This window comes from Pseudorhodobacter sp., assembly GCF_030452865.1.
In the GTDB taxonomy this organism is placed as follows: domain Bacteria; phylum Pseudomonadota; class Alphaproteobacteria; order Rhodobacterales; family Rhodobacteraceae; genus Pseudorhodobacter.
The window spans coordinates 1-24,408 of sequence record NZ_JAKDLJ010000008.1; the positions used below are offsets into that span (position 1 = coordinate 1).

The window sequence follows — 24,408 nt, forward strand, 5'->3', positions numbered from 1 at the left end:
GCTGACCGCCATCAGGAAAAAGATCATCCCGAACAGCACGATTCCAAGGCGTGAAAAATACAGGTTCGACATGCCGATGATCATGCTGAAAGTCAGCGTGACCAGCACCGCCATTGCGCCGGTTCGCAGGATGCCGCGCGACTCATAGGCGTTCAGCTTGATGTTGGGCATTTTCAACAGGATCGAAATCGCGCCTGCGATTCCCGCCAGCACAACGATCAATCCAATGCTATGCCGCAGAAATTCGATGGACGGCAGCGCATCGTAAAAGACGCTCGAAGCGACAAGAAACGCGATCGGCGCAAGGATGATGTCGATCAGTGCAAGAAAAATCTTCTTTTGCGCGCGCGACAGTTTGTTCACGAATCTAAAAAGCAGGGTCTGAAAAATTTTCATCGAATTCCTCGTATCATGCCGCGGCCTGTCTGAAGATCCGAAACATCAACACCCATTTGAAAATCACTAATAATTTGTCTTTGTATTGGTTGAATTTCCGCTTGGCAACAACTCGCACAAGGCGAAAACGCCGAATGTCCGGTTTTCCGCCGAGAGTGGCACTGGGACGGAAGAATATGCGGCGGGGCGGCATCTGTAGGTCGCCAGACGGAACCCGACGAGTTTGACAGATCGTGTTGTTTCGACGGTCAAGTGCCATCGTGACGGGGAATCGGGCGCATTATCGCAGCAGATACTGCAACATCCACAGGCAACCCATGCCCGCAGCGATGGACCAGACCACACCAAACCGCCAGCCCGCAAGCAAGGCGGCCAAGGCAGCGGTCATGCGCAACGGGTCGAAACTGCCGCCCATGCTGGCGGGCCAAAGGATCAGCGGTGTCACCAGCGCGGGCAGGACCGCAACCCCGACATAGCGCAGATGCGTCAGCAGCCAATCCGGCAGTTGTCGCCCACCCAGAAAGCCGAGAAAGGAAAAGCGGATCAGATAGGTGCCGATGCCCAGCGCAATCGTCACGAACCAAAAGGTGCCGTTGTCTATCATGCGGTCCCCATGCGGGCGATGCGCCGACGTTGCCAGAACTCGGTTTGCGCGCCCGCCGCCATTGCGAGCAGCGCGGCCACGATCAAGCCGAGGTTCCAGGGCAGGCTGGAAAAGACAATCGCTGCGGCGACGGAAACGCCCGCAGTCACGATATGCGGCAGGGTGCGCAGCATAGGTGCGAACAAGGCGATGAAACAGGCAGGCACGGCAAAATCCGCCGACAGCGAGGCCGGGATAGCCTGTCCCAGAAGTGCGCCGAGGAACGTGCAAAGATACCAAGGCAGGCAAACCACAGTCACGCTGCCGAAATAATAGGCGATCCGCTGCCGGAGCGGCATTTCAGGTTCCGAATCAAAGGTGCGGACCGATACGGCGAAGGTCTGGTCAACCATGACATAGGCCATCAGCATCCGCATGCCCAGCGGTGCCTTGCCCAGATAGGGCACCAGTGCCGCCGAATACATCGCCATACGCATATTCACCGCCAGCGAGGCGATCAGCACCACAAATACCGGCGCCCCTTCTTGCAGCAGGCTGAGCGCGGTGAATTGTGCCGATCCCGCGATCACGATTACCGACATCGACACCACTTGCAACAAGTCCAACCCGGCATCCCGTGCCACAACGCCAAACACCGTTGAAAACGGAATGATGATCAGGATGAAAGGACTGCAATCGCGCAAACCGCGCCAGTAGGACGCGCGCAGACTCTGTCTCTCCGTCTCATGCATGATGCCTGTCCCATGGGTTGCCAGCGGCGTGCTATCTGGCCGGAGTGCTAATGTGGTTCCGGCATCTTTGGCAAGCCGCTTTCCTGTTGCGAGTGACGCGGGGCGGTCGCAATATGGTTGTGACCGCCCTCACCTCCAGGAGTGGAAACAGCATCATGGCCGACACACGCGCACGCAAGAAGTACCGTTCACAGGAATGGTTCGACAACCCGAACAACCCCGGCATGACGGCGTTGTATCTGGAGCGTTACCTGAATCAGGAATACACGCGCGAGGAATTGCAGGGCAATCGCCCGGTGATCGGCATCGCGCAAACCGGGTCTGATCTTGCACCCTGCAACAAGATTCACGTCTTTCTGATGGACCGGATCAAGGCAGGCATCCGCGATGCAGGCGGCGTGCCGATGGAATTCCCTGTCCACCCGATACAGGAAACCGGCAAGCGTCCGACCGCAGCGCTTGACCGCAATCTTGCCTATCTGGGGTTGGTGGAGGTGCTGCATGGCTACCCGCTGGACGGTGTGGTGCTGACCACCGGTTGCGACAAGACCACGCCTGCGATGCTGATGGGGGCCGCGACGGTTGATCTTCCGGCTATCGCGCTCAACGGTGGCCCGATGCTGGACGGCTGGTGGAACGGCCAGCGCACAGGGTCCGGCACTGTCATCTGGGAAAGTCGCCGCCTGCTGGCCGATGGCAAGATCGACCAGGAAGAATTCATGAGCAGGGTCTGTTCCTCTGCGCCCTCGCTCGGCCATTGCAACACGATGGGAACCGCCTCCACCATGAACGCCATGGCAGAGGCGCTGGGCATGTCGCTTCCCGGCAACGCCGCCATTCCCGCGCCATTCCGGGAGCGAATGGCGATGGCCTATGCCACCGGCAAGCGGATTGTCGAGATGGTGGAGGAAGACCTGAAACCTTCGGACATTCTGACCCGCAAGGCGTTTGAAAATGCCATTGTCGTCAATTCTGCCATCGGCGGTTCCACCAACGCGCCGCCGCATCTGCAAGCCATTGCGCGCCATGCGGGGGTGGAATTGCATGTGACCGATTGGCAGAAGATCGGCTTTGACGTGCCACTTTTGGCCAATATTCAACCGGCCGGGAAATACCTTGGTGAAAGTTTCTACCGCGCCGGCGGTGTGCCCGCGATCATGGGCGAACTTTATGCGGCGGGCCGGTTGCATGGCGATGCGATGACGGCTGCGGGCAAGCCGGTGTCGGAAACCGTCGGCCAGTGGCGCAGTCGCGATCCGGATGTAATCCGGCCCTACGCCGCGCCGATGCGGCAGAATGCGGGCTTTCTGGTGCTGTCGGGCAATCTGTTTGACAGCGCATTGATGAAAACCAGCGTGATTTCCGAAGATTTCCGCAATCGTTTTCTGTCGCATCCCGGCGCGGAAAACATTCATGAGGCCCGCGCGATCGTGTTCGAAGGCCCAGAGGATTACCACGACCGCATCAATGACCCCGCGCTGAACATCGACGAAAACTGTATCCTGTTCGTCCGCAATGTCGGCTGCGTCGGCTATCCCGGCTCTGCCGAAGTGGTGAATATGCAGCCACCGGACGCATTGATTCATGTTGGCATCAACCACCTGCCAACCGTGGGCGACGGTCGCCAATCCGGCACTTCTGAAAGCCCCTCGATCCTGAACGCATCGCCGGAAGCGGTGGTGGGCGGTGGGTTGGCTCTGCTGCAAACCGGTGACGCTGTGCGGCTTGATCTGAACGCCGCAACGCTCAACGCGCTGGTGCCGGATGCCGAATGGGCCAAACGCCGCGCCGGATGGGTGGCGCCTAAAATCCATCACCAGACCCCGTGGGAGGAGATTTACCGAACCCATGTTGGCCAACTTGCCGAAGGTGGCTGTCTGGAACTTGCCACCAGCTATCATCGCGTGGTGAAGGATCTGCCGCGCGACAACCATTAGGGGCCGTCCATGCCGCAAAGCACCATCATAATTACCGGCGCGGGTTCTGGTATCGGCCGCGCGACGGCGCGCGCTTTCCTTGACGCGGGCTGGCGGGTCGCAATGCTGGGCCGCCGCGTTGAAACTCTTGCGTCAACTGCGGCTGGTCACGCCAACGCGCTTGTGTTGCCCGTCGATGTCAGCGATCCGGCACAGGTGGATGCGACATTTTCCGAAGCCGCAACCACTTGGGGCCGCATCGACGCATTGTTCAATAACGCGGGGATTTCGCTCCCCTCCACATTGATCGACGATATCAAGGTGGAGGATTGGCTCCGCCTCTCAAACATCAACATCACCGGTATGTTCCTTTGCGCCCGTGCCGCCTTTCGGCAGATGCGGACACAGGCCCCGATGGGCGGGCGGATCATCAACAATGGCTCGATATCGGCACATGTGCCGCGCCCCGGTTCGGTGCCCTACACGATGTCAAAACACGCGATCACCGGCCTGACCCGCAGCTTGTCGCTGGATGGTCGGCCCTTCAACATCGCCTGCGGGCAGATCGACATCGGCAATGCACTGACCGATATGGCGATGCCGATGACCAAGGGTGTGCCGCAGGCCAACGGCGTCACAGCGTCAGAGCCTGTGATGGATGTGGAACACGTCGCAACATCTGTCCTGCACATGGCGAGTCTGCCATTGGCGGCAAATGTGCAATTCATGACTGTGATGGCAAGTGCCATGCCATTCATCGGCAGGGGTTAGGCGGGTTTTCCAGCTTGAACGGTGGCGTTCGCGCGGCGGTGCTCCCGGCAAAAAGCCAGAATACCGGTCGGATCGCACGCCAGCCGCAAGCCCATCCCTTCTGCAAAAACCTCAAATTCCGCCAGGTGGCCTTCCGGAACTGCGGTCAGTACCGGAATGCCCTCGGCCAGTGCCCTGCCGATCAGAGGGCGAAAGCCGCGGCCATCCACCTCCTGCTTGCCGAATTTGTTGATGATCAGCAGGTCCGGCCCTGCCTCCAACGCCTGTTCGACCAGACCCACCGCCTGTTCCAACCCTGCCGGGTCAAGGCGGCAGCCTTTCGACAGGCTGCCAAGGTTCTGGCTGATGCGGATGATCCGGTCCCCGCTTAATACATGCAGATCCATATGGCAGGCACGGTTCGGGTCAAACGTCTCATTCACCTGCACGACACCTGCAAGCGCCACACCTTCGGCGCGCAACGTCGTCGCCACTTCGGCCAGCACGCTATCCGCCTGACCGCGCATCCCACCTGTGACATAACCGAGCATCGCCGCCCCCTTGCAACTGCTGAACCGGGCATACAAGATACCGCAGGCCGATGAAAGTACTGCGATGATACCCGCCTTCCCGATCCTGCCAAACCCGAATGACCCGCGCCTGACGCGGCGGATTTCCGGCACCGATCAAACCGGGGCGGAGGTGACGCTTTCGGTGGTGGAGGAACGGCCGCTGACGATCTACCTGAACGCGCAGGAAATCGTGACGGCAATGACAATCGGGGATTACCCGGAATACCTCGCCCTTGGTTTTCTGCGCAATCAGGGCATGCTGCGGGGCGATGATATTGTCACCGCCATTGATTATGATGAGGAGGTTGAAACCGTCGTCGTCCGCACCACGCGCCAGACCAGCTATGAAGACAAGGTGAAGAGGAAAACCCGCACCTCGGGATGTGCGGTGGGCACGGTTTTCGGTGATATGATGGAAGGCTTGGAAGGGTTGACCCTGCCTCAAACCGCTGTCCGCACCTCATGGCTCTACGCGCTGGCGCATCAGATCAACACCGTTCCATCGCTTTATCTGGAGGCAGGGGCGATTCACGGCACGACCCTATGTTTTGAGGAAAAGCCATTGGTTTATATGGAAGACGTTGGGCGTCATAACGCAGTAGACAAGATCAGCGGCTTCATGTTCCAGCATGGTATCCCGGCGGCAGACAAGATCCTTTATACCACTGGGCGGCTCACCTCTGAAATGGTGATCAAGACGGCGCTGATGGGGATTCCGGTTCTGGCCTCCCGCTCCGGCTTCACCGCTTGGGGGGTGGAGATTGCGCGCCAGGTAGGGCTGACACTGATTGGCCGGATGCGCGGCCAACGCTTCGTTTGTCTTGCGGGGGAGGGGCGATTGATCCGCGATGCCGACCCGGCAACACAGGCCGAAGAAGGGCGCAAGCATAGCCGCAAAGCGGCCGCGGATGACGAGTGAGTTTTAACCATGACCGATGTGCCTAACAACGGCAGCGCCGCGCAGATCAGGCTAAGCTACCATGTCTCGGCGAATGATCTGCGCGAGGCGAATGCCTTTCTGATCCCGGCACTGATGACGTCGAGGCCACGGGGTTTTTTCAAAGTGATCACGACTGCGGCTCAAGTTTTGATGATTTTTGGTGTGTTTGCTGTTATTTGGATGGTTCATAGTATTCTGACTAAGGGCCATCCGCTTCCAATTGGATTGATTTTTCTTGGCGGAGTTTTGGGCTGGGGGATGTTGTTGTTGACAGGCTTGCCGGCGAGCTGGCGCATGCGCGCGGTGGTGGAGTTGCCGGCAGGAACGACATCGGAAGTGACATTCGACGCGCAGAGCATACACACCCGATCAGACGCAGAGGAAAGTCGCTGTGAATGGCGCGCTGTGCATATATTGGCGCGCGATAATTCCGTGGTGCTTGTGGGAATTCCCGGTGCGGGCATGCCGATCCCCATTTCCGCGTTCACCGAAATTGAAACGGATTTCGCACAATTGCAGGCATGGCGTGCGGCGGGAGGTTCTGCATGACCCTCCCCGGCGTCATCCTAGCCGGTGGCCGTGCAACCCGCATGGGTGGCGGCGACAAAGGCCTGCGCATGGTGGCGGGACGGCGGATCATCGACCATGTGATCGCCCGTTTGGCTGCGCAATGTGATCCTCTCGCCATTAATGCCAATGGTGATGCGACCCGTCTGGCCGAATTTGGGCTGCCCATTCTGCCCGACAGCTTGCCCGATCATCCCGGTCCCTTGGCGGGGGTCTTGGCGGGCTTGGATTGGGCGGCGGGCTTTGGGGCATCCGCAATTATCACTGCTGCCGCCGATACCCCGTTCTTTCCCGCCGATCTCGTGGCGCGCTTGCAAGCTCATGCCGGGCCAAGCGGTCTTTGCCTTGCCGCCAGCGCTGATGCGACCGGGAGGATGCAGCGCCAACCCACGTTTGGCCTTTGGCCTGTGGCGCTGCGTGACGATCTGCGCACTGCCTTGCAAGGCGGTCTGCGGAAAATTGTGCTTTGGACGCAAAGCCATGATGCAGGTCAAGCCGAATTTGCCAGCACGCCCTATGATCCGTTCTTCAACATCAACGCGCCCGAGGATTTGCTTCGTGCGCAAGACCTGTTGGGGGGGCGATGAAACTTTACGGAGTCACAGGTTGGAAAAACGCAGGCAAAACCGGACTGGTGGAACGGTTGATCGTGGAAATCACACGGCGCGGTTTCACCGTATCCACCATCAAACACGCGCATCACGCGGCGGATGTGGATCATCCGGGCCGCGACAGTTACCGCCACCGGCAGGCTGGTGCGGCGCAGGTTCTGGTCGCCTCACCCGTTCGCTGGGCATTGATGACCGAATTGCGCGGCGCAGAGGAGCCTGAACTGGATGTGCTGTTGGCGCGGCTTGATCCTGTTGATCTGGTGCTGATCGAGGGCTACAAATTCGCCCCCCATCCAAAGGTCGAAGCGCATCGGCAGGAAACCGGCCACCCGCTGATCGCCCCGGATAACGCGACGATTCACGCGGTTGCCTCGAATGCAAGCCCGGTCGTGGGCTGCCCGCTGTTTCATCTCGATGATACTGTCGCCATAGCGGATTTCATCCTGCGGGAGGTGGGGCTGTGAGCTTTGATCGCGTCATCGTGCTGGATTGGTCAGCGGCGGGCAAGCCCACCATGGGCAAGGACTCCATATGGATCGGGATCGCCACCCCTACCGGCACAACGGCGGAAAACATTGCCACGCGCCATGCGGCGGAGAAGCGATTGGCGGCCTTGATTGCGCAAAGTCTCGATACGGGCGAAAGCCTGCTGCTGGCTTGCGATTTCGCCTTTGGTGCGCCGCAAGGGCTGGCCCGGCGGATCACCGGCGAAACCCACGCCTTGGCTTTGTGGGATTGGCTCGCTGCGCGCGTTACCGACACGCCGAAGAATGTCACGAACTACCGCGATGTCGCGGCTGAAATGAACCGCCATTTCCCCGGCCAAGGCCCATTCTGGGGCAATGGCATGAAGCTCGAAACCGCCGATCTGCCCAAACTGAAACCGGAGCCGCCCGAAGGTTTGGCCGTGTTTCGTCAGGCTGAACTGGCAGGGCATGAAAACCACCTCAAGCCGAAAACCCTGTGGCAGCTTGCCGGGGCCGGGGCCGTCGGTGCGCAAACCCTGACCGGCATCCCGATGCTGCACCGCTTGCGCGCCATGCACCCCGGTCGCATTGCGGTCTGGCCGCTGGAGCCCACTGACACCGCCCCCGTGGTAATTGCCGAGGCCTATCTTTCAATGCTGAAAGCAGAAGTTGCAGCGGCGGTGATCGAGGGCATGGTGACCGACGAAGCTCAGGTCCGGCTCCATGCACAGGCGTTCTTGCGGTTGGCGCTGGATGGTGGGCTGTCGCGACTTATGGCCCCCGATCAACCGCCTGAAGTGCTGCGATCCGAAGGCTGGTATCTCGGCGCGGGTTGTGCCGCTGCCTTGCAGGTGCCGTTGGTGCCGCCCCGGCTGCGCAATGATTGCTTTGCGATGCCACAGGGCGTGGAATGGGTGCCGGTGGAGGAGGCGCTGGCCCGGCTACGCTCGGTCTTGCGGCCGGTTACCGAATGCACCAGTGTGCCGTTGGTTCAAGCGCTTGGCCTCGTGCTGGCCGAAGACACGCGGGCGTTGCGCTCAAATCCGCCACAGCCGAATTCCGCCGTGGACGGCTATGGATTCGCCCATGCAGCAACGGGAGCGGGCATTTGCCAATTGCCTTTGCTCAACGGGCGCTCCGCCGCCGGCCAGCCGTTCGTAGGGCAGGTGCCGATGGGCCACGCTATTCGTATCCTGACCGGAGCAGTGTTGCCGAAAGGTGTGGATACCGTGGTGCTGGAGGAGGATTGCGCCATCGGCAATGGTGTCATTGCCTTTGATGGCCCGATCAGACCCCGCGCCAATACCCGCCGCGCTGGCGAAGATATTGTGGCGGGCGATATTGCGCTCCGCCGGGGCCACCACCTGCGCGCCCCGGACATCGCCTTTTTGGCTGCAACCGGAGTACACACCGCCCGCGCCTATCGTCGCTTGCGTGTCGGCGTACTTTCAACCGGAGATGAGATCGTAACCGCGCATGCCGCCCCGCATCAGATCTATGACGCCAACCGTCCAATGCTGCTGGCACTCGCAAAAGGTTGGGGGTTCGACGCGGTGGACCTTGGCCATGTCCGCGATGCTACCGACCTGATCCGGAACCGGCTGGATGCGGCAGCAACTGCAACCGATGTCATTTTGACCTCCGGTGGGGCGTCAGCGGGGGATGAGGATCACGTCTCGCGCCTGCTCTGCGCCGAAGGCACGCTGTCAAGCTGGCGCATCGCGATGAAACCGGGCCGGCCCCTGGCTCTCGCTTTGTGGCACGGTGTTCCGGTGTTCGGCTTGCCGGGCAACCCCGTCGCCGCCCTGACTTGCGCCTTGATCTTCGCACGCCCGGCGCTTTGGGCGCTGTCGGGGGCGGGCTGGGCGGAACCGCAACGCGTCACGCTGCCCTCAGCGTTCCAAAAGGACAAAAAGGCAGGTCGTCGTGAGTATCTGCGCGCCCGAACGACCGGTGATGGCCGGGTTGAGGTGTTTTCGTCCGAAGGGTCAGGTCGTATCTCCGGCTTGTCATGGGCCACGGGGTTGGTGGAGTTGCCCGACCATGCAATGACAATTGTTCCCGGTGACCCGGTGCAGTTTCTGCCCTATTCCGGCTTGGGGTTGTTCTGATACGCCGTTTGCCATTCTTCTCTGCCCAAATATCCACTTTCCGTGCAATCAAAAGGGGATCAGAGTGCGCAAAAGGGCGACTCTTGCCGCTGTCCATGGGAATGCCGATCAAGGGGGCTCGATGCCCCCGCGATCGGCCCCCCCTCAACCCCGGCGAATCACATAGATCTGCGCACCATCGCTTTCAGTCATCTCGACCAAGACATGCCCGGCCTCGGTGCAAAAATGCGGAATGTCGATCACGGCGGCGGGGTCTGTCGCCAGCACACGCAAAACCGCCCCTCGGACCATCGCCTTCAGCCGCTTGCGCGCCTTCAGCACGGGAAGCGGGCACAGCAACCCCCTTGCATCAAGTGTTTCTTCTGGAAGGTCATCATCCGCCATGACGCTTTCGTTAGGTGAAATGCCGTGGCCTGTCTATTGCTTTGATCGGCAGAGTGACAGAACATGAAGTCTACGCCTCCTCCCCCCAACCGGGTGTTACCCGTTGCCGGATCAGGCCGATTGTCCGGGAAAGCCTCGGACCAAAGCAGGATCGCGAAAGGGCAAAGAATGGCACTGGATCAGCAAGACGGCATCTGGAAATCCGGCAAGGGCAAAGGGCGGCGCGGCACCAAGGGCCGCCAATTGGAGGATGGCGCTTGGGCCGAGATCAAGACGCTGCTGGGCAACCGCCCGCGTCGCCGTGACCTGCTGATTGAATTTCTGCACCTGATCCAGGATGAATACGGTCAGCTTTCCGCCGCCCATCTGCGGGCTTTGGCCGAAGAAATGCGCCTTTCGATGGCGGAGATTTGGGAAGTCGCCACCTTCTATGCGCATTTCGACCCGGTGCGCGAAAATGAGCTTTCGCCGCCCGACCTGACCATCCGTGTCTGCGACTCGCTTTCCTGCGAACTGGCGGGGTCAGAGGCACTGTTTCAGGCGCTGAGTGCGGGGCATGACCCGGCACAGGTTCGCGTTTTGCGTGCGCCGTGCATGGGGCGTTGCGATACTGCGCCGGTGCTGGAACTGGGGCATCACCACATCGACCACGCCACGCCGGAAAAGGTGCAGGCGGCGATTGCGGCGCATGACACCCAGGCGAAAATCCCGGTCTATGAGGGGCTGGCAGCCTATCAGGCAAAAGGCGGATATGCCAAACTGACAGAACTGCGCAAGACGGGCGATTGGGAAGCCGTGCAGGCAACCGTTCTCGCCTCCGGCTTGCGCGGGCTTGGGGGTGCGGGGTTCCCGTCTGGCAAGAAATGGGGCTTTGTGCGCGCCAATCCCGGACCGCGCTATCTGGCGGTCAACGGCGATGAAGGCGAACCCGGCACCTTCAAAGACCGCTATTACCTTGAACGCACCCCGCATCTTTTCCTTGAAGGCATGCTCATCGCCGCTTGGGCCGTAGGGGCGGAGCGGGTCTATATCTATATGCGCGACGAATACCCCGCCGTGCTGCATATTCTGGCCGATGAAATCGCGGCGCTGGAAGCGGCGGGCCTTGCCAAACCGGGCTTCATTGACCTGCGCCGGGGTGCAGGCGCTTATATCTGCGGCGAGGAATCCGCGATGATCGAAAGCATCGAAGGCAAGCGCGGCATGCCCCGCCACCGCCCGCCGTTCGTGGCGCAAGTCGGAATTTTCGACCGTCCGACCTTGGTGCATAACGTCGAAACCCTGCATTGGGTCGCCCGTGTGCTGCGCGAAGGACCGGAGATCCTCAGCGGCGTTGAAAAGAACGGGCGCAAGGGGTTGCGGTCTTATTCTGTGTCCGGTCGGGTAAAAAAACCAGGTGTGCATTTGTTGCCAGCGGGATCGACGATCATGGATGTGATCGACGCGGCGGGCGGGATGCTGGACGGCCACGCCTTCAAGGCATATCAACCCGGTGGGCCTTCCTCGGGGCTGCTGCCCGCGAGGATGAACGACATCCCGCTCGATTTCGATACGTTGCAACCGCATGGCACCTTTATCGGCTCGGCGGCCGTGGTGGTCTTGTCGGATCACGACAGCCCAAGGGCGGCGGCGCTGAACATGCTGCGGTTTTTTGAGGCGGAGTCTTGTGGCCAATGCACCCCTTGCCGGGTTGGTTGCGAAAAGGCGGTCAAGCTGATGCAGGCGGAAAAATGGGATCAGGCGTTGCTGACCGAACTTTCGGCAGTGATGATCGACGCCTCGATCTGCGGGCTGGGGCAAGCTGCGCCCAACCCGATCAAATCTGTGATGCAACATTTCCCGGAGGATGTGTGATGTCGGTTAAATTCACCCTCGACGGCAAAGAAGTCACTGCCGATTCCGGCCTGACAATTTGGGAAGTCGCCAATGGGCGCGGGCTGATCATCCCGCATCTGTGCCACAAACCAGCGCCCGGTTATCGCCCCGATGGCAACTGCCGCGCCTGCGTGGTGGAGATTGAGGGCGAGCGGGTGCTTGCCGCCTCTTGCATCCGCGAACCGGTTGAGGGGATGGTGGTGCATACCGCGTCCGCCCGCGCCAAAGCCGCGCGCAAGATGGTGGTGGAAATGCTGGTCACCGATCAGCCGGAGGTGGCGCGTGATGTGTCCTCCCATATGGCGGATATGGTGGCGCTGACGGGCGTGGGGATCAGCCGGTTCCCGAAGATGGACGAGGGGCGCATCCCGCTCTTGGATGACAGCCATGTTGCGATGCGGGTCAATCTGGATGCCTGCATTTCTTGCGGCCTTTGCGTGCGCGCTTGTCGTGAGGTACAGGTGAATGACGTGATCGGCATGTCGGGCCGGGGGCATGATGCCTTTCCAACCTTCGATATGGCCGACCCGATGGGCCTTAGCACCTGTGTTGCCTGCGGCGAATGTGTGCAGGCCTGCCCGACTGGCGCGCTGATGCCCGCAACCGTGTTGGACGATGCGCAACATGGCGACAGCGCGGATTTTGACACGGAGGTGAACAGTATCTGCCCGTTCTGCGGTGTCGGCTGTCAGGTTTCGCTGAAGGTCAAAGACGGTAAGGTGAAATATGTCGAAGGCATCAACGGCCCGGCGAATGAGGGGCGGCTTTGTGTCAAAGGGCGCTTTGGTTATGACTATATCCACCACCCGCACCGTCTGACCAAACCATTGATTCGCAAGCCGGATATGCCGAAAGGTCTGAACGTCGATCCCGGCAATCTAGCGACCCATTTCCGCGAAGCGACATGGGAAGAGGCGCTGGATTTCGCCGCTGGGGGCATGGCGAAACAGGCGCAGGCGCATGGCGGGGAGGCGGTGGCTGGGTTCGGGTCGGCCAAATGCTCCAATGAGGAAGCGTATCTGTTCCAAAAACTGATCCGCGAGCGGTTCAAGCATAACAACGTCGATCACTGCACGCGGCTTTGCCATGCGTCATCGGTCGCGGCGCTGATGGAAAATGTTGGTTCTGGTGCGGTGACCGCGACGTTCAATGAGATTGAAAATGCCGATGTCGCCATCGTGATCGGGGCCAACCCGGTGGAAAACCACCCGGTTGCGGCGACCTTCTTCAAGCAGTTTACCAAACGCGGCGGCAAGCTGATCGTGATGGACCCGCGCGGCGTCGGCTTGCGGCGCTTTGCCAGCCATATGCTGCAATTCCGCCCCGGTGCGGATGTGTCGATGCTGAACGCGATCATGCATGTGATCGTGGAAGAAAAGCTGTATGATCAACAGTATATCGACGCCTATACCGAGAATTGGGAGGCAGAAAAGGCGCATCTGGCTGATTTTTCGCCGGAAAAGATGGAAGCAATTTGCGGCATTCCGGCAGCGGTGTTGCGTGATGTGGCCCGCACCTTTGCGGGGGCAAAAGCGGCGATGATCTTCTGGGGCATGGGCGTGTCACAGCACACCCACGGCACCGACAATTCGCGCTGTTTGATCAGCCTTGCGCTGATGACCGGGCAGGTCGGTCGACCCGGTTCGGGGTTGCACCCGTTGCGTGGGCAAAACAATGTGCAAGGCGCATCGGATGCCGGTTTGGTGCCGATGTTCCTGCCGGACTATCAGACCGTGACCTCGGATGCGGTGCGCGCGGCGTTTACCTCGGTCTGGGGATCGGATGATTTCAGCGCCGAAAAAGGGTTGACGGTGACCGAAATTCTGGACGCCGTGCATGAAGGCACCATTCGCAGCATGTATATTCAGGGCGAAAACCCGGCGATGTCGGACCCCGATGTCACCCACGCGCGGGCGGCGTTGGCGAAGCTGGAGCATTTGGTGGTGCAGGATATCTTCCTGACTGAAACCGCGAATTATGCCGATGTGATCCTGCCAGCAGCGGCGTTTTATGAAAAATCCGGCACGGTGACGAATACCAATCGACAGGTGCAGATGGGTCGCCCAGCGGTCAAACCACCGGGCGAAGCGCGAGAGGATTGGGCGATCACGGTCGATCTGGCGAACCGTCTGGGGTTGAACTGGCCCTACACGCATCCGTCGCAAGTGTTCGCGGAAATGAAGCTGAATATGCGCTCGCTCGACAATATCACTTGGGATCGGTTGGAGCGCGAAGGCTGCGTCACCTATCCGAGCCTGTCCGAAACCGATCCCGGCCAAGCGATTGTGTTTGCCGATGGTTTCCCGCGCGCCAATGGGCGGGCAAAGTTTACGCCTGCTTCGATCATCCCACCCGATGAAACACCGGATGCCGAATACCCGATGGTTCTGACGACGGGGCGGCAGTTGGAACATTGGCACACCGGGTCGATGACCCGACGGTCAAAGGTGCTCGACGCGGTGGAGCCGGAGGCGAATTGCTCGCTGCATCCCAAAACCTTGCGGCGGTTGGGGGTAGAACCCGGCCAGCATGTGCGTCTCTCCACCCGGCGCGGCAGCATCGTGATCATGGCGCGGGCGGATCGGGCGGTGGCGGAGGATATGGTGTTCCTGCCCTTTGCCTTTGTGGAGGCGGCGGCGAATATTCTGACCAATCCGGCGATTGATCCTTACGGCAAGATACCGGAGTTCAAATATTCTGCCGTGCGGGTGGAAAAGGCCGAGGCATTGGCCGCGGAGTGAGGCTGGAGGTCGGGGTGAACCCCCGACCTAAGCCCGTTCCGCCGCGATCATCCGTTCCACCAGCTTGCGAAACCGCATCGCCCCGGCATCGAGGCCGAGGTTGAGGGTGGGGCTTTCGGGGTCCGCCATGCCGCGCTGTACCGCTTCCAGAATCTCCTTATCCTCATTGAAGGCCATGGTGGCACCGGCAAACATCCGTTCGGCCATGCTGGGATTGCCGGGAATCGCGTTGCAATGCTGGAACCAGAAATACAGCGTATTTTCCGCGTCCACTGGCGTCATGAAGTTATAGGAAAAGTTGCGCAGCGCATCATCTGGCAAGTCCTCATCTTTGCCACCGGTGCCAACGGGGGTATAGATGGAGCCGTTGATCGCAATCGCGGGCAAGCGGCATTCGTAATGCTGTTTGCGGTCGCAATTGCCCTCAAACGTCAGGAACGGCTGGTAATAGGGTGAGGCGGGGGCGTCATATATCCAGCGCGACACGATCACGCGGTCGGCGCCTTCCTCCAGATCCAACGGCGCGTTGTCGGTGCCCGCCCCCGCGAAGGAGGTGACATGAACCCAAGCGACATGGCTGGGGTCCAGCAGGTTATCAACGACCCACAGATAATTGCAGCCGATGGATAGGGAGCCGCGCGCGGTTTTGCCCCATGCGGGGTTGTCGAAATTCGGGATTTTCAGCAGCTTTTCGGCGTCCGCCTGCGCTGCATCCCCCGGCCAGATCCAGACAAAGCCATAGCGTTCGATCAGCGGATAGCTGTGAACCCGCGCCCGTTTTGGGATGCTCTGGGGTTGCGTTGGCGCAGCAACGCAGCTGCCAGAACCATCAAACGTCAACCCATGATAACCGCAAACCACAGTATCACCGTCCAGCTTGCCCATGGATAGCGGCAGCTTGCGATGCGGGCAGGCATCTTCCAGCGCCGCGGGGGAACCATCTGTGCGGCGGAAAAACACCATCTGCCGTCCGAAAAGCCGCATTGCCTTCAGATCGTGGCTGAAATCTTCGCTACGGCCTGCGACATACCAACAGTTCAGGGGGTAATCACCGGAAAACATGGGCGCGCCTTTCGTCTTGGGAAATGGTGTCAGGTATAGGCAGGCAAAAGCCGCGACAGGTCAACGCCGATATCCAGCGCCGGATGGGCAAAACTTGCCGCCGCGCAGGGGTAGCGGGCCAGAATCTCCGCTCCTCCCGGAACACGGTCAGGGTAAAGCCGCCCGTTTTCCCATACGGGCACACCGTCGATGCGGATTGTGGGATCAATCACATTCCACGAAATCTCCCCCGGTGGTTCAGCGCCGCATGTGTGGAAATGCAGCACGCGCGGGTTGCCAAAGGCGGCGCCGCTCCATTTCAGGTAATCCTCATGCACGGGCAGCGGGTGGGCGCAACCAGGGTGGATGCCTGCGTGCCACGAATGAACCGCCAGCGCGTCCAGATCAAATCGCGCGGCGATGTCTGCAACATGGCCATTGGCGCGTGCGACATCATCGGGGCGGCCTTCGAAATGGGTCAGGCGACCATCTTTGAAACATGCAAAAAGCGGGGCGAGCAGGGCGCAGCCATAGGGTGCGTAATAGCGCGACCCGGTGCCCATCAGGAACCCGGCCAGTGCCGCGCGCCCCGAAAATCGCGCTGCGGGAACCGGGGCAAAGACTGACATCGGGAAACGCTTGATGCTGACATCACCTCGGTCCTTCAGGGCGGTGCCGGGACCGGGGCCGCGAAAATCTGTGCCAAGGGGGCAGGTCACTGACAAATCCGACGCTGTACTGACCATATCGTCAATCGCGTATTTCAACGCCTCATAGGCCGCATAATGTGCGGCACCGTAGGTGGAGCAGAAAGAAGCCATGTCCAATGTATAGCAGACGATTGCGCTGGTTTCGGCGGGAAGTGCGCGAAACCGCATCTGGTCGCCAAGTCGGGCGAAAAAGATCGTGCAGGTTGCGGCGGCCATCAATGCGGCATCGTGATCGCTGATCGGTTTGATCACCTCTCGGAATGGCACCATCACAAGCGAGGTTTCAATCCCCCGCGCCTGTGCCGCCTGTGCAACCTGTCGCGCAGTGATCCCGTCGAAATAGCCAAATTCCGCGCTTTCGGCGACAATCTGCAGTCTGTCGCCTGCTCGTAGGCGTGCGCAATGTGTCAGCAGGTTGTTGACAGCAAGATCGAACAAAATGGATTGCGGCATATTCATCGGTAACCATGCAAGACCGGCCCAAAAGTGTGGTCCAGAGGTATGCCACTTTAGCCGCTTTGAAAATCCGTGCAATTTCTATTGCTTAATGGCGGCCATTAGGCCTTCTAATGCCTATACGTCGATTTGCACGATACCCGCCTGAACCCGCGCTGCAAAAACTTTCATCGGGCGGGTGGCGGGCGCAGAAACCGGCTTGCCATCGCGCACGTCGAACGCGCCCTGATGCAGCGGGCATTCAATAACATACTCGTCAAAATAGCCGTCACACAGGTTCGCCCCAGCATGATTGCACAGTGCAAGCGACACATGCACCCCGCTTGGGGTATCATAAACCGCCAAACGGCGCGGGCCGAGGGAAGCAGGCGTTACCCAGCCCCTTTCCAATGCGGAAACGGCAATCAGGTCGGTCCAACTCATGCATCGGTCCGAGGTTTGCGACCCACAAGCTGCGCGATGATATCGCGATGCGCACCCAGATAGCCGCCCGGTTCGACATAGACATGGCCCTTCAACTTTTCATGCAGCCGCGGCAAGGCGTGAAAGGGAACCGAAGAGGCATAGTGATGCTCCGCGTGGTAATTCATGTTCCAGCACAAAAACTGCATCGGGGCGGAAACGAGGTTGGTGCGGGTGTTGTCCATCATCTGCGCCACGTTGGGGCGGCCGACGTGTTCGGTCATGCGGATAAAGCGCATCACAGGTTCGCCCAGAATCAGCGGGATCAGCCAGAACCACAAGGGCGCCCACCATTGAAAGACCAGCATTGCCAGAAATACCGCTGCGTAAACCGCAACCATCACGCGGGCCTCGCGGATCAGCGTGGTTTCGGCCACTTTCGGCACGAATTCCCGCTCCGCTTCCGTCAGACGGCCCATCGCGTGGCGCGAAATCTCTCCCAGCTTGGTTCGCCAATAGGGGATCGCGGAAATATACCACAGATAACCCCATATGGTTTTCGGCAACGGGATCTGTTCGGGGTCTTCACCGCTGAGTTGGGTGAAAGTGTGGTGGTCGCAATGCTCATAACGAAAGAACTGATGCGGCAAGCCGATAATCCAGCCGCAGACAATCCCGGCATAATCGTTGAATTTGCGGGTCCGGAACACCGTATAATGCACGCATTCATGCTGAAGCGAGAAGTGATGCACCAGCACAACCCCATGTACGAACATCGCGGGCAGCAGCCACCATGATCCAAGCGTTAGGTAAACCAGCGTTCCGGTGCAAGCCAGAACCAGTAGCCAAAGCGCCAGATGCCGGAAAGCCGGCGCGTTGGAGCGGGCCATGAAATCCCGCAGCTCCGCCCGCGTCAACGTGCCATCGGCAAGCGCCTGGGTAATGGGAGTGATGACTTCTTTTGCCATCATCGGCGTCCTTTTTGGGTTTCGAGTCGTCGAAACAGCAGTGAAAGGCTGAAACAGAGAATGAAATAGAGGCCTGCGGTGGTGATCCAGGATTCAAATATCATCCGCGTCGACGCCACAAGTTCCACCGTTTTATAGGTCAGTTCCTGCACCGAGATCAGAGAAATGATCGAGGAATCCTTGATCAGGGAGATGAACTGGTTGGACAGCGGCGGCAGCACCTTGCGCAGGGCTTGCGGCAGCACGATGAAGCGCATCTCATCCATCCAAGTCATCCCGATGGAGCGTGCAGCCTCCCGTTGACCGCGTGGGATGGACTGGATGCCGGCGCGCACAATCTCTCCCACGAAGGCGGATTCGAACAGCGCCAACACGATCACACCGGAAACCAGTGATGGAAAGCGCCGCATGTCGCCAAAGAAGAACTCCCAGATTGCTGTGTTGTCGGACCTTGCGATACCCCTCGCCCAGCGTTCCATGTGAAGCGCGGCGATCAGTTGCTCGGACAGGAAAAAGAAGAAGATGAAGACCACAACAACGGGCGGAATATTGCGCAACACCTCCAGATAGGTGCGGGCCAGCATGCGGATCGCAAGGTTCTGCGCCGTGCGCGCGATGCCCAAAGCCGCGCCAAGGATGACCGCGAGAATGCTGGCATAAAGCGTGATGCGGATGGTGTTGAACAGACCTTGCAGCAGCACATTGGCGACATAGCGCCCGTCATCGGCATCATAGCGCAGGATGTAGTTCGGGATCAGGTGCCATTGCCATTTATAGTTGAGCGTGCCCTCGATGCGAAACCAGATGACCGAAAAGAACGCGACCAGAACCGCGAGGATCAGGAAATCCAGCCAATGAAATTTATTGCGGCTCGTTTTGCGCATCCTGCCCCCGGAAAGCTTGGCCCGGCGAGATCACCGGGCCAGAACCAGATATTATTGATCGACCTGATCAGCCCAGGCGTTACCCTTGAACCAATAGTCATTGCGCTCCTGAAGCCAACCGTTTTTCCAGTTCACGCCAATCCAGTTGTTGAAGAAGTTGGTCGCGTCAGGGTCGCCCTTGCGATAGGCAAACGCCTCACCCGTGGCAAGGAAGCTTTGATTGAAGGGAATGCTGACGGTTTCGGGATGCTTGCGCACCTCGTCCGAGGGGCTGGGTTCGGACATCATGGTGGCATGGGCATTGCCGTTCAGAACCTCTTGCGTGGAGGCACCATCTTCATCAAACAGCAAAAGGGTCGCGTTCGGGAACAACTGCTGGATCACTGTTGCCGGGGTCGCACCACGGCGGGCGGCGAAGGTGACTTCCTTCTTGTTGTAATCTTCCAGCGTCTTCAAGTCTTTGGTCATCGCGGTATTGGCCAGGATGGTCAGCCCGGAGTAGGCATAGGGGTCAGAAAAGTTCACCGTCAAGTTGCGTTCAGCGGTGATCGACATGCCCGAAATAATCACGTCAAACTTGCCTGATACCAGCGCCGGAATGATGCCATCCCAGGCGGTTGGCACAAATTCCGCATCAACGCCCATATCTGCCGCCAGCTTGCGGCCCACGTCGAGTTCAAACCCGATCAGATCGCCCTTCTTGTCGCGCATCGACCATGGCACAAAGACCGAAAGGCCGATCTTGATGACCCCGGCTTCCTTGATGCTTTCAATGACGCTGGTTTTGGACAGGTCAGCGCGCGCATCCTGTGCGCTCGCCGGAACAGCCAGTGCCGCTGCAAGTGCGGCGCCCATGGCGGCGGTCATCATCCTTCTTGTCAGTTTCATGTTTATCTCCCTCATTCGGTTTCAGGTTCAATCACGGACGGCGTAGCGGCGTTCAAGGTAGCTGGCGAAAGTGGAAATGATCAAGGTCACGGCCATGTAAACCGCCGCAATCGTGAACCAGATCTCAAAACTCATATAGGTGTCGGAAATGATGTTGCGGCCAACGGTCGTCAGTTCGACCACCGCGATCACGCTGACGATGGCGGATGATTTGATCATGTTGACCACCTCGCTTGTCATCGGTGGCAGCATGAATTTCACCGATTGCGGCAGAATGATATAGCGGTAAATCTGCCCTTTGGTCATGCCGATGGATTCTGCGGCTTCCCATTGGCCACGGGCGACCGCGTTGATTCCACCTCGAAAAATCTCGGACATCAGCGCGCCATGGAAAAAGGCAAGGCAGAGGACCGAAGCCGAATAGCGATCAAGGCCAAAGATCGGGCCGAACACATAGTAAAACACATAAAGCAGCACAAGAAGCGGCATGTTGCGGATGACTTCCAGAAACACGCGCGCCACCGCTGGCCCCACCATCAGATCCGACAGACGCAACAGCGCAATTACCAACCCGATCAGGAACGCAAGAGCAAAGGCCAACCCGGAAAGCGTAAGCGTTCCCACCAGCCCCCAGGGAATGGCACCAATGGTGATCCCGTCTGCGCCCTCGGTGAAAAAGTACTTCGGCACCCGATACCATTGCCAATTATACCCCATCGCGGCGGAGCCCTTGAGCGCTAGTTCAATCAGGCCCCACATCACCAAAAGGTAAATCGCGATTGACACCGGATGCGCGCCGAGCAATCGCTTCAACCGTTTCTGCAACCGGGGGCGCGCTGTCGCCATCCTAATGCTCTCAAGGATCTGGTCAAGGAACATGCGGGCGCGGTCGGTTTTCGGTTGGCTGAAAAATGTCTGCGGGTCAGAGGTTTCCACGATGCGGCCTGCTTCCATGAACACCATGGTATCAGCCACGCGGCGCGCGAACCCCATCTCATGGGTCACGCAAATCATGGTCATGCCGGTTTCGGCCAGCGCAACCATAACCTCCAGCACCTCATTGATCATTTCGGGGTCAAGCGCGCTTGTCGGTTCATCGAACAACATGACCCGTGGTTCCATGCACAGCGACCGCGCGATTGCCACACGTTGTTGCTGGCCACCCGAAAGCTGGGCCGGGTATTTGTCGGCCTGCTCGGGGATATGCACGCGCTCCAGGTATTTCCGCCCCAACGCCTCGGCCTTTGCCCTGTCCATCTTGCGCACCCGAATCGGCCCGATGGTCAGATTCTCCAACACGGTCAGATGCGGGAACAGGTTGAACTGCTGGAACACCATCCCAACCTCTTGCCGGACGGCGCGAATGTCCTTGGTGTCATCGCCCAAGACGGTTCCATCCACGGTGATCGTGCCGCTGTCATGTTCCTCCAGCCGGTTGATGCAGCGGATCATGGTCGATTTGCCTGACCCGGAGGGGCCGCAAACGACAACGCGCTCGCCTTCCCGCACGGTCAGGTTTATGTCGGCAAGTGCCTGAAACGGGCCAAAGAATTTTGACACGTCTTCAAGCCGGATCATCACTCTATCTAACGGCACGAGATTGCCTTTTGGGTGTGGGTCAGGTGCCAACTATAGGCCACGCCCGACGAAGGTCCAGCCTGTTCGCGCAAGATTCTGGGACAATGAAATCCGGTGCCGCGAAAGACGCCTGCGATGAACGAAAATCGCCCCCCCGGCACCTCTGGCATCGGGGGGGCGTCATGCCGAAAAACCGGCGCTGCTTTATAAAAAGTAATCTTTCGCCCTATGGCTTAGACTATACTTTAGAATAGCTCACGAGTCTATACGAAAGGATATGAATTCTGTCTTTTTTGTGGCACATGCCATGCGGATGGTTTTCCGTGGCACGCAACGGCACCAGGGCCGTGATATTTGTGTCATGCAGAGCGCGCTGGTGTCCCATACACACATTTTACCACCCCCAGATGCGGCAGTAGCATGTCGGCGATCTTCCCACCTGCGGGAAAACCGGGGTTGGGGGGAGTGGTTTTCCTTGTTCGGAACGCAGATTGCGCCCAAACATGCACGGTCGCCACCGGCTGCAAAACTGCTGTCTTCTCTGTTCAAATATCCAAAAAAGACCAGGCGGGTTTCAAGCGGCAGGCTGGAATCGCGCGGTGGTGGTGTCACAGCAATAGGCATCTGCCATCGGATAGGGGTTGCGCGCCAAGGCATCCACCGCCGCAATCACCCGGTCCGCCTTCGCGTCATCCATCAGTGCGGAAAGGTTCAGCCGGGTCCAGCCCGGTTTCTCCATTTCCTCACCGCGCAGGATGGCGGCGCGGATTGCCTCTGATTGCACCTCCCCAATCCCGAGCAACCGATGCGCGTAGGGTCCGGCGCACGCGCAACCGCCACGCGCCTGAATGCCGTAAGCATCCGACAACAGCCGGGTAAAAAGCTGGTGATGGAGAAACCCACCCTTTGCCGTATCGCGCACGCGGAACGAAAAGATCGGCAGCGCCTCGGCATTTTGGTTGCCCATCAGCACGATATTTGGGTTGGCGCGCCAAGCCGCCAACGCCCGCGCGCGCAGCTCGGCATGGCGGGCGTTCATCCGCGCCCGACCGATGGCCGCTTTGACCAGAAAGCACAAAGCCGCGCGAATATCGCCCACCACATTCGGCGTCCCCGCTTCCTCGCGCGTTGCAAGATCGTTGCTATAGTCATGCCCGGACCCCGAGACAAATTTCACCGTACCGCCGCCCGGCTGAAACATCCGCCGCGTACACACGGCGGCTTTGCGCAGGATCATCACACCGGATGCACCCGGCCCCCCCGGAAACTTGTGCGCCGACAGCACCACGGCGTCCTTTTCGGCATCGGTTCCCGCCTGCATGTCGATCGGCAAATAGGGCGCGCCACCGGCATAGTCCCACACCGCCAATGCGCCATGGCGTTTCAAAAGTCGCGTCACCGCGTCGGTATCGGTCACAATCCCCGTCACGTTGGACGCTGCCGAAAACGCGCCGACAATGCGCCGCCCCTTGGCAGCGATCAGTGCAGCCTCGAGTGCCGCCATATCCGGCCCGCCATTCGCGGCTTCCGGCATCTCCAGCACTTCGGCCCCGCTTTCGCGCCAAGGCAGAATGTTGGAATGATGCTCATAGGGTCCGATCAGTACCAATGGGTTTTCACCCCGCGCGGTCGCCTCGGTGACGCCAAGCAGATGCACCAGCCGGTTCAAGCCCGCAGTTGCTCCGGCGCCGACAAAAACGGTGGCAAAGCGATCATCGGCGCCGCATTTTTCCGCAATAATTGCCCGCGCCTCCCGCCGCATCCGCGTCATTGCGGCGCCGCAATACGACGCCTCGGTATGGCTGTTGGCGTAAAAGGGCAGAACCCGCTCCATCACGAACCTCTCCACCTGCTGCAAGGCGCGGCCAGAGGCGACGTAATCAGCGTAAAGCAGCTTTTGCGTGCCGAACGGCCCGTCAAATTCCACCCCTTCACCGATGACACCCTGCCGCAACTCCGCGACGATATTCGGGGTGGCAAGGCTTTGCGCGAAATCTTCCAAGGCGGTTGGCATGGCATGCTCCGGTTTGTTTTGATTTCCTTAAGCATAGAGAGGTAAGCGTGAGGAAGGCCCACCTTTTTACATTGCAAAGTGAGCCAATATTGGGTCAAATGATCGAATGAAAGTCGATAAGTTGGATCAGATTGACCGTGCGATTCTGCGCAACCTGCAACAGGATGCCAGCCTGACGCAGCGCGAACTTGCCGAAGCCGTGGGGCTTTCGCAAAATGCCTGCTGGCGGCGGTTGAAGGTGTTGCAAGACTCTGGCTTGATCAAGGGCCAGACATTGCGGCTGAACGCGGATCAGATCGGCCTTGGGCTGACGGTGTTCGTGATGGTCCGCACCCGTCATCACAGCAAGGATTGGCTCGCGATTTTCCGGCGTGAGGTGCTGAACATTCCGCATGTGATCGACTTCTATCGCATCGCGGGGGATTACGATTACATGTTGAAAGTTGTCGCCGGCGATATGAACGAATTTGACCGCATCTATCAACGTCTGACCGAGAAGCTGGAGCTTGAAACCGTCACCTCCTACATCACGATGGAGGCGATTGCTGACGGCCGCGACCTACCGGTTTAACCACGCCATAGCGGAAAACAGCGCGATCAGAATCGGTTGATGCGCAAGATAAATCACCAGCGAATGCCGCCCCGGCCAAAGCGCACGCGTCAACGCGGGCGGCACGTCCCGGCGCTTTAGCGGGCCGTATGACAGCATCAGTTGCGCCGCAGCCATCCCGACCAGAAACACGCCGAACCACGGCAAGACCGGCTCATAATCCCATCGTCGGTGGGAATGTCGGGCCAAGCC

The 24,408-nt window shown here is 59.5% G+C and carries 23 protein-coding genes and 2 pseudogenes; 10 read left to right on the top strand and 15 right to left on the bottom strand.

Features of this window, described 5'->3' with window-relative positions:
* The 3 genes and pseudogenes from L0H65_RS01210 to L0H65_RS01220 all read right to left on the bottom strand — a co-directional run.
* A pseudogene (locus tag L0H65_RS01210) lies at window positions 1-396 on the bottom strand (polysaccharide biosynthesis protein); the annotation flags it as partial.
* A gap of 280 nt (window positions 397-676) precedes the next feature.
* Window positions 677-1,000 carry an AzlD domain-containing protein gene (locus tag L0H65_RS01215; RefSeq protein ID WP_301456939.1) on the bottom strand — a complete coding sequence of 108 codons (324 nt, stop codon included), beginning with the start codon at window positions 998-1,000 and terminating at the stop codon, window positions 677-679.
* The gene (locus L0H65_RS01220) at window positions 997-1,731 is read right to left on the bottom strand and encodes an AzlC family ABC transporter permease (protein ID WP_301456940.1); all 735 of its coding nucleotides are present in this window, start codon (window positions 1,729-1,731) and stop codon (window positions 997-999) included. Before L0H65_RS01220 ends, L0H65_RS01215 begins: the two co-directional genes overlap by 4 nt.
* 155 nt (window positions 1,732-1,886) lie before the next feature.
* Here L0H65_RS01220 and L0H65_RS01225 point away from each other — a divergent pair, with 155 nt between their 5' ends.
* Window positions 1,887-3,668, top strand: a complete 1,782-nt coding sequence (locus L0H65_RS01225) for an IlvD/Edd family dehydratase (protein ID WP_301456941.1) — start codon at window positions 1,887-1,889, stop codon at window positions 3,666-3,668.
* Window positions 3,669-3,677: 9 nt separating this feature from the next.
* A complete protein-coding gene (locus L0H65_RS01230; RefSeq protein WP_301456942.1) occupies window positions 3,678-4,418 on the top strand; it encodes an SDR family oxidoreductase in 741 nt (246 codons plus the stop codon).
* Here the strand turns inward: L0H65_RS01230 and L0H65_RS01235 are convergent.
* Entirely contained in the window at window positions 4,415-4,948 is a 534-nt protein-coding gene (locus L0H65_RS01235; RefSeq protein ID WP_301456943.1) for a DUF2478 domain-containing protein, read from the bottom strand. The genes L0H65_RS01230 and L0H65_RS01235 overlap by 4 nt on opposite strands.
* A 64-nt stretch (window positions 4,949-5,012) precedes the next feature.
* On the opposite strand from L0H65_RS01235, the gene L0H65_RS01240 reads away from it, so the two are divergent.
* The 5 genes from L0H65_RS01240 to L0H65_RS01260 all read left to right on the top strand — a co-directional run bounded on the left by L0H65_RS01240 (window position 5,013) and on the right by L0H65_RS01260 (window position 9,665).
* Window positions 5,013-5,888, top strand: coding sequence for a formate dehydrogenase accessory sulfurtransferase FdhD (locus L0H65_RS01240; RefSeq protein ID WP_301456944.1), 876 nt, complete (start codon window positions 5,013-5,015; stop codon window positions 5,886-5,888).
* A 144-nt stretch (window positions 5,889-6,032) separates the two neighbouring features.
* Window positions 6,033-6,458 carry a hypothetical protein gene (locus tag L0H65_RS01245; RefSeq protein WP_301456945.1) on the top strand — a complete coding sequence of 142 codons (426 nt, stop codon included), beginning with the start codon at window positions 6,033-6,035 and terminating at the stop codon, window positions 6,456-6,458.
* Window positions 6,455-7,063, top strand: coding sequence for a molybdenum cofactor guanylyltransferase MobA (mobA, locus tag L0H65_RS01250; protein ID WP_301456946.1), 609 nt, complete (start codon window positions 6,455-6,457; stop codon window positions 7,061-7,063). Before L0H65_RS01245 ends, mobA begins: the two co-directional genes overlap by 4 nt.
* Entirely contained in the window at window positions 7,060-7,551 is a 492-nt protein-coding gene (gene mobB, locus L0H65_RS01255) for a molybdopterin-guanine dinucleotide biosynthesis protein B (protein ID WP_301456947.1), read from the top strand. Before mobA ends, mobB begins: the two co-directional genes overlap by 4 nt.
* A complete protein-coding gene (locus L0H65_RS01260; RefSeq protein WP_301456948.1) occupies window positions 7,548-9,665 on the top strand; it encodes a molybdopterin-binding protein in 2,118 nt (705 codons plus the stop codon). The genes mobB and L0H65_RS01260 overlap by 4 nt, the downstream gene beginning before the upstream one ends.
* Window positions 9,666-9,809: 144 nt before the next feature.
* Here the strand turns inward: L0H65_RS01260 and L0H65_RS01265 are convergent, their stop codons facing one another.
* Window positions 9,810-10,049 carry a sulfurtransferase TusA family protein gene (locus tag L0H65_RS01265; protein WP_301456949.1) on the bottom strand — a complete coding sequence of 80 codons (240 nt, stop codon included), beginning with the start codon at window positions 10,047-10,049 and terminating at the stop codon, window positions 9,810-9,812.
* A gap of 168 nt (window positions 10,050-10,217) precedes the next feature.
* On the opposite strand from L0H65_RS01265, the gene L0H65_RS01270 reads away from it, so the two are divergent.
* Both L0H65_RS01270 and fdhF read left to right on the top strand, forming a co-directional pair.
* Window positions 10,218-11,903 carry an NAD(P)H-dependent oxidoreductase subunit E gene (locus L0H65_RS01270; protein WP_301456950.1) on the top strand — a complete coding sequence of 562 codons (1,686 nt, stop codon included), beginning with the start codon at window positions 10,218-10,220 and terminating at the stop codon, window positions 11,901-11,903.
* On the top strand, window positions 11,903-14,665 hold the full coding sequence (fdhF, locus tag L0H65_RS01275; RefSeq protein ID WP_301456951.1) for a formate dehydrogenase subunit alpha: 2,763 nt from the start codon (window positions 11,903-11,905) through the stop codon (window positions 14,663-14,665). Before L0H65_RS01270 ends, fdhF begins: the two co-directional genes overlap by 1 nt.
* Window positions 14,666-14,692: 27 nt before the next feature.
* Here the strand turns inward: fdhF and L0H65_RS01280 are convergent, their stop codons facing one another.
* The 9 genes and pseudogenes from L0H65_RS01280 to L0H65_RS01320 form a co-directional block, all read right to left on the bottom strand.
* A complete protein-coding gene (locus L0H65_RS01280; protein ID WP_301456952.1) occupies window positions 14,693-15,727 on the bottom strand; it encodes an aromatic ring-hydroxylating dioxygenase subunit alpha in 1,035 nt (344 codons plus the stop codon).
* 29 nt (window positions 15,728-15,756) lie between these two features.
* A complete protein-coding gene (locus L0H65_RS01285; protein WP_301456953.1) occupies window positions 15,757-16,869 on the bottom strand; it encodes a hypothetical protein in 1,113 nt (370 codons plus the stop codon).
* Window positions 16,870-16,989: 120 nt separating this feature from the next.
* Window positions 16,990-17,295 carry a non-heme iron oxygenase ferredoxin subunit gene (locus L0H65_RS01290; RefSeq protein ID WP_301456954.1) on the bottom strand — a complete coding sequence of 102 codons (306 nt, stop codon included), beginning with the start codon at window positions 17,293-17,295 and terminating at the stop codon, window positions 16,990-16,992.
* On the bottom strand, window positions 17,292-18,242 hold the full coding sequence (locus L0H65_RS01295; protein WP_301456955.1) for a fatty acid desaturase family protein: 951 nt from the start codon (window positions 18,240-18,242) through the stop codon (window positions 17,292-17,294). Before L0H65_RS01295 ends, L0H65_RS01290 begins: the two co-directional genes overlap by 4 nt.
* Window positions 18,242-19,126 carry an amino acid ABC transporter permease gene (locus tag L0H65_RS01300; protein ID WP_301456956.1) on the bottom strand — a complete coding sequence of 295 codons (885 nt, stop codon included), beginning with the start codon at window positions 19,124-19,126 and terminating at the stop codon, window positions 18,242-18,244. The genes L0H65_RS01295 and L0H65_RS01300 overlap by 1 nt, the downstream gene beginning before the upstream one ends.
* 51 nt (window positions 19,127-19,177) lie before the next feature.
* A complete protein-coding gene (locus tag L0H65_RS01305) occupies window positions 19,178-20,014 on the bottom strand; it encodes a transporter substrate-binding domain-containing protein (protein WP_301456957.1) in 837 nt (278 codons plus the stop codon).
* 27 nt (window positions 20,015-20,041) lie between these two features.
* Entirely contained in the window at window positions 20,042-20,893 is an 852-nt protein-coding gene (locus tag L0H65_RS01310; RefSeq protein WP_367651963.1) for an amino acid ABC transporter permease, read from the bottom strand.
* Window positions 20,873-21,592, bottom strand: a pseudogene (locus L0H65_RS01315) (amino acid ABC transporter ATP-binding protein); the annotation flags it as partial. The gene L0H65_RS01310 and the pseudogene L0H65_RS01315, both read right to left, overlap by 21 nt.
* Window positions 21,593-22,166: 574 nt before the next feature.
* Window positions 22,167-23,606 (bottom strand): aminotransferase class V-fold PLP-dependent enzyme, encoded by a 1,440-nt coding sequence (locus tag L0H65_RS01320; protein WP_301456958.1) that lies wholly within the window; start codon window positions 23,604-23,606, stop codon window positions 22,167-22,169.
* A gap of 106 nt (window positions 23,607-23,712) precedes the next feature.
* On the opposite strand from L0H65_RS01320, the gene L0H65_RS01325 reads away from it, so the two are divergent.
* Complete coding sequence (locus tag L0H65_RS01325) at window positions 23,713-24,177, top strand: Lrp/AsnC family transcriptional regulator (protein ID WP_301456959.1); 465 nt, start codon at window positions 23,713-23,715, stop codon at window positions 24,175-24,177.
* On the opposite strand, the gene L0H65_RS01330 is transcribed toward L0H65_RS01325, so the two are convergent.
* Window positions 24,166-24,408 (bottom strand): heparan-alpha-glucosaminide N-acetyltransferase domain-containing protein (locus L0H65_RS01330; RefSeq protein ID WP_301456960.1); only part of this gene is annotated, 243 nt, incomplete at its 5' end. The two genes, L0H65_RS01325 and L0H65_RS01330, sit on opposite strands and share 12 nt — an antisense overlap.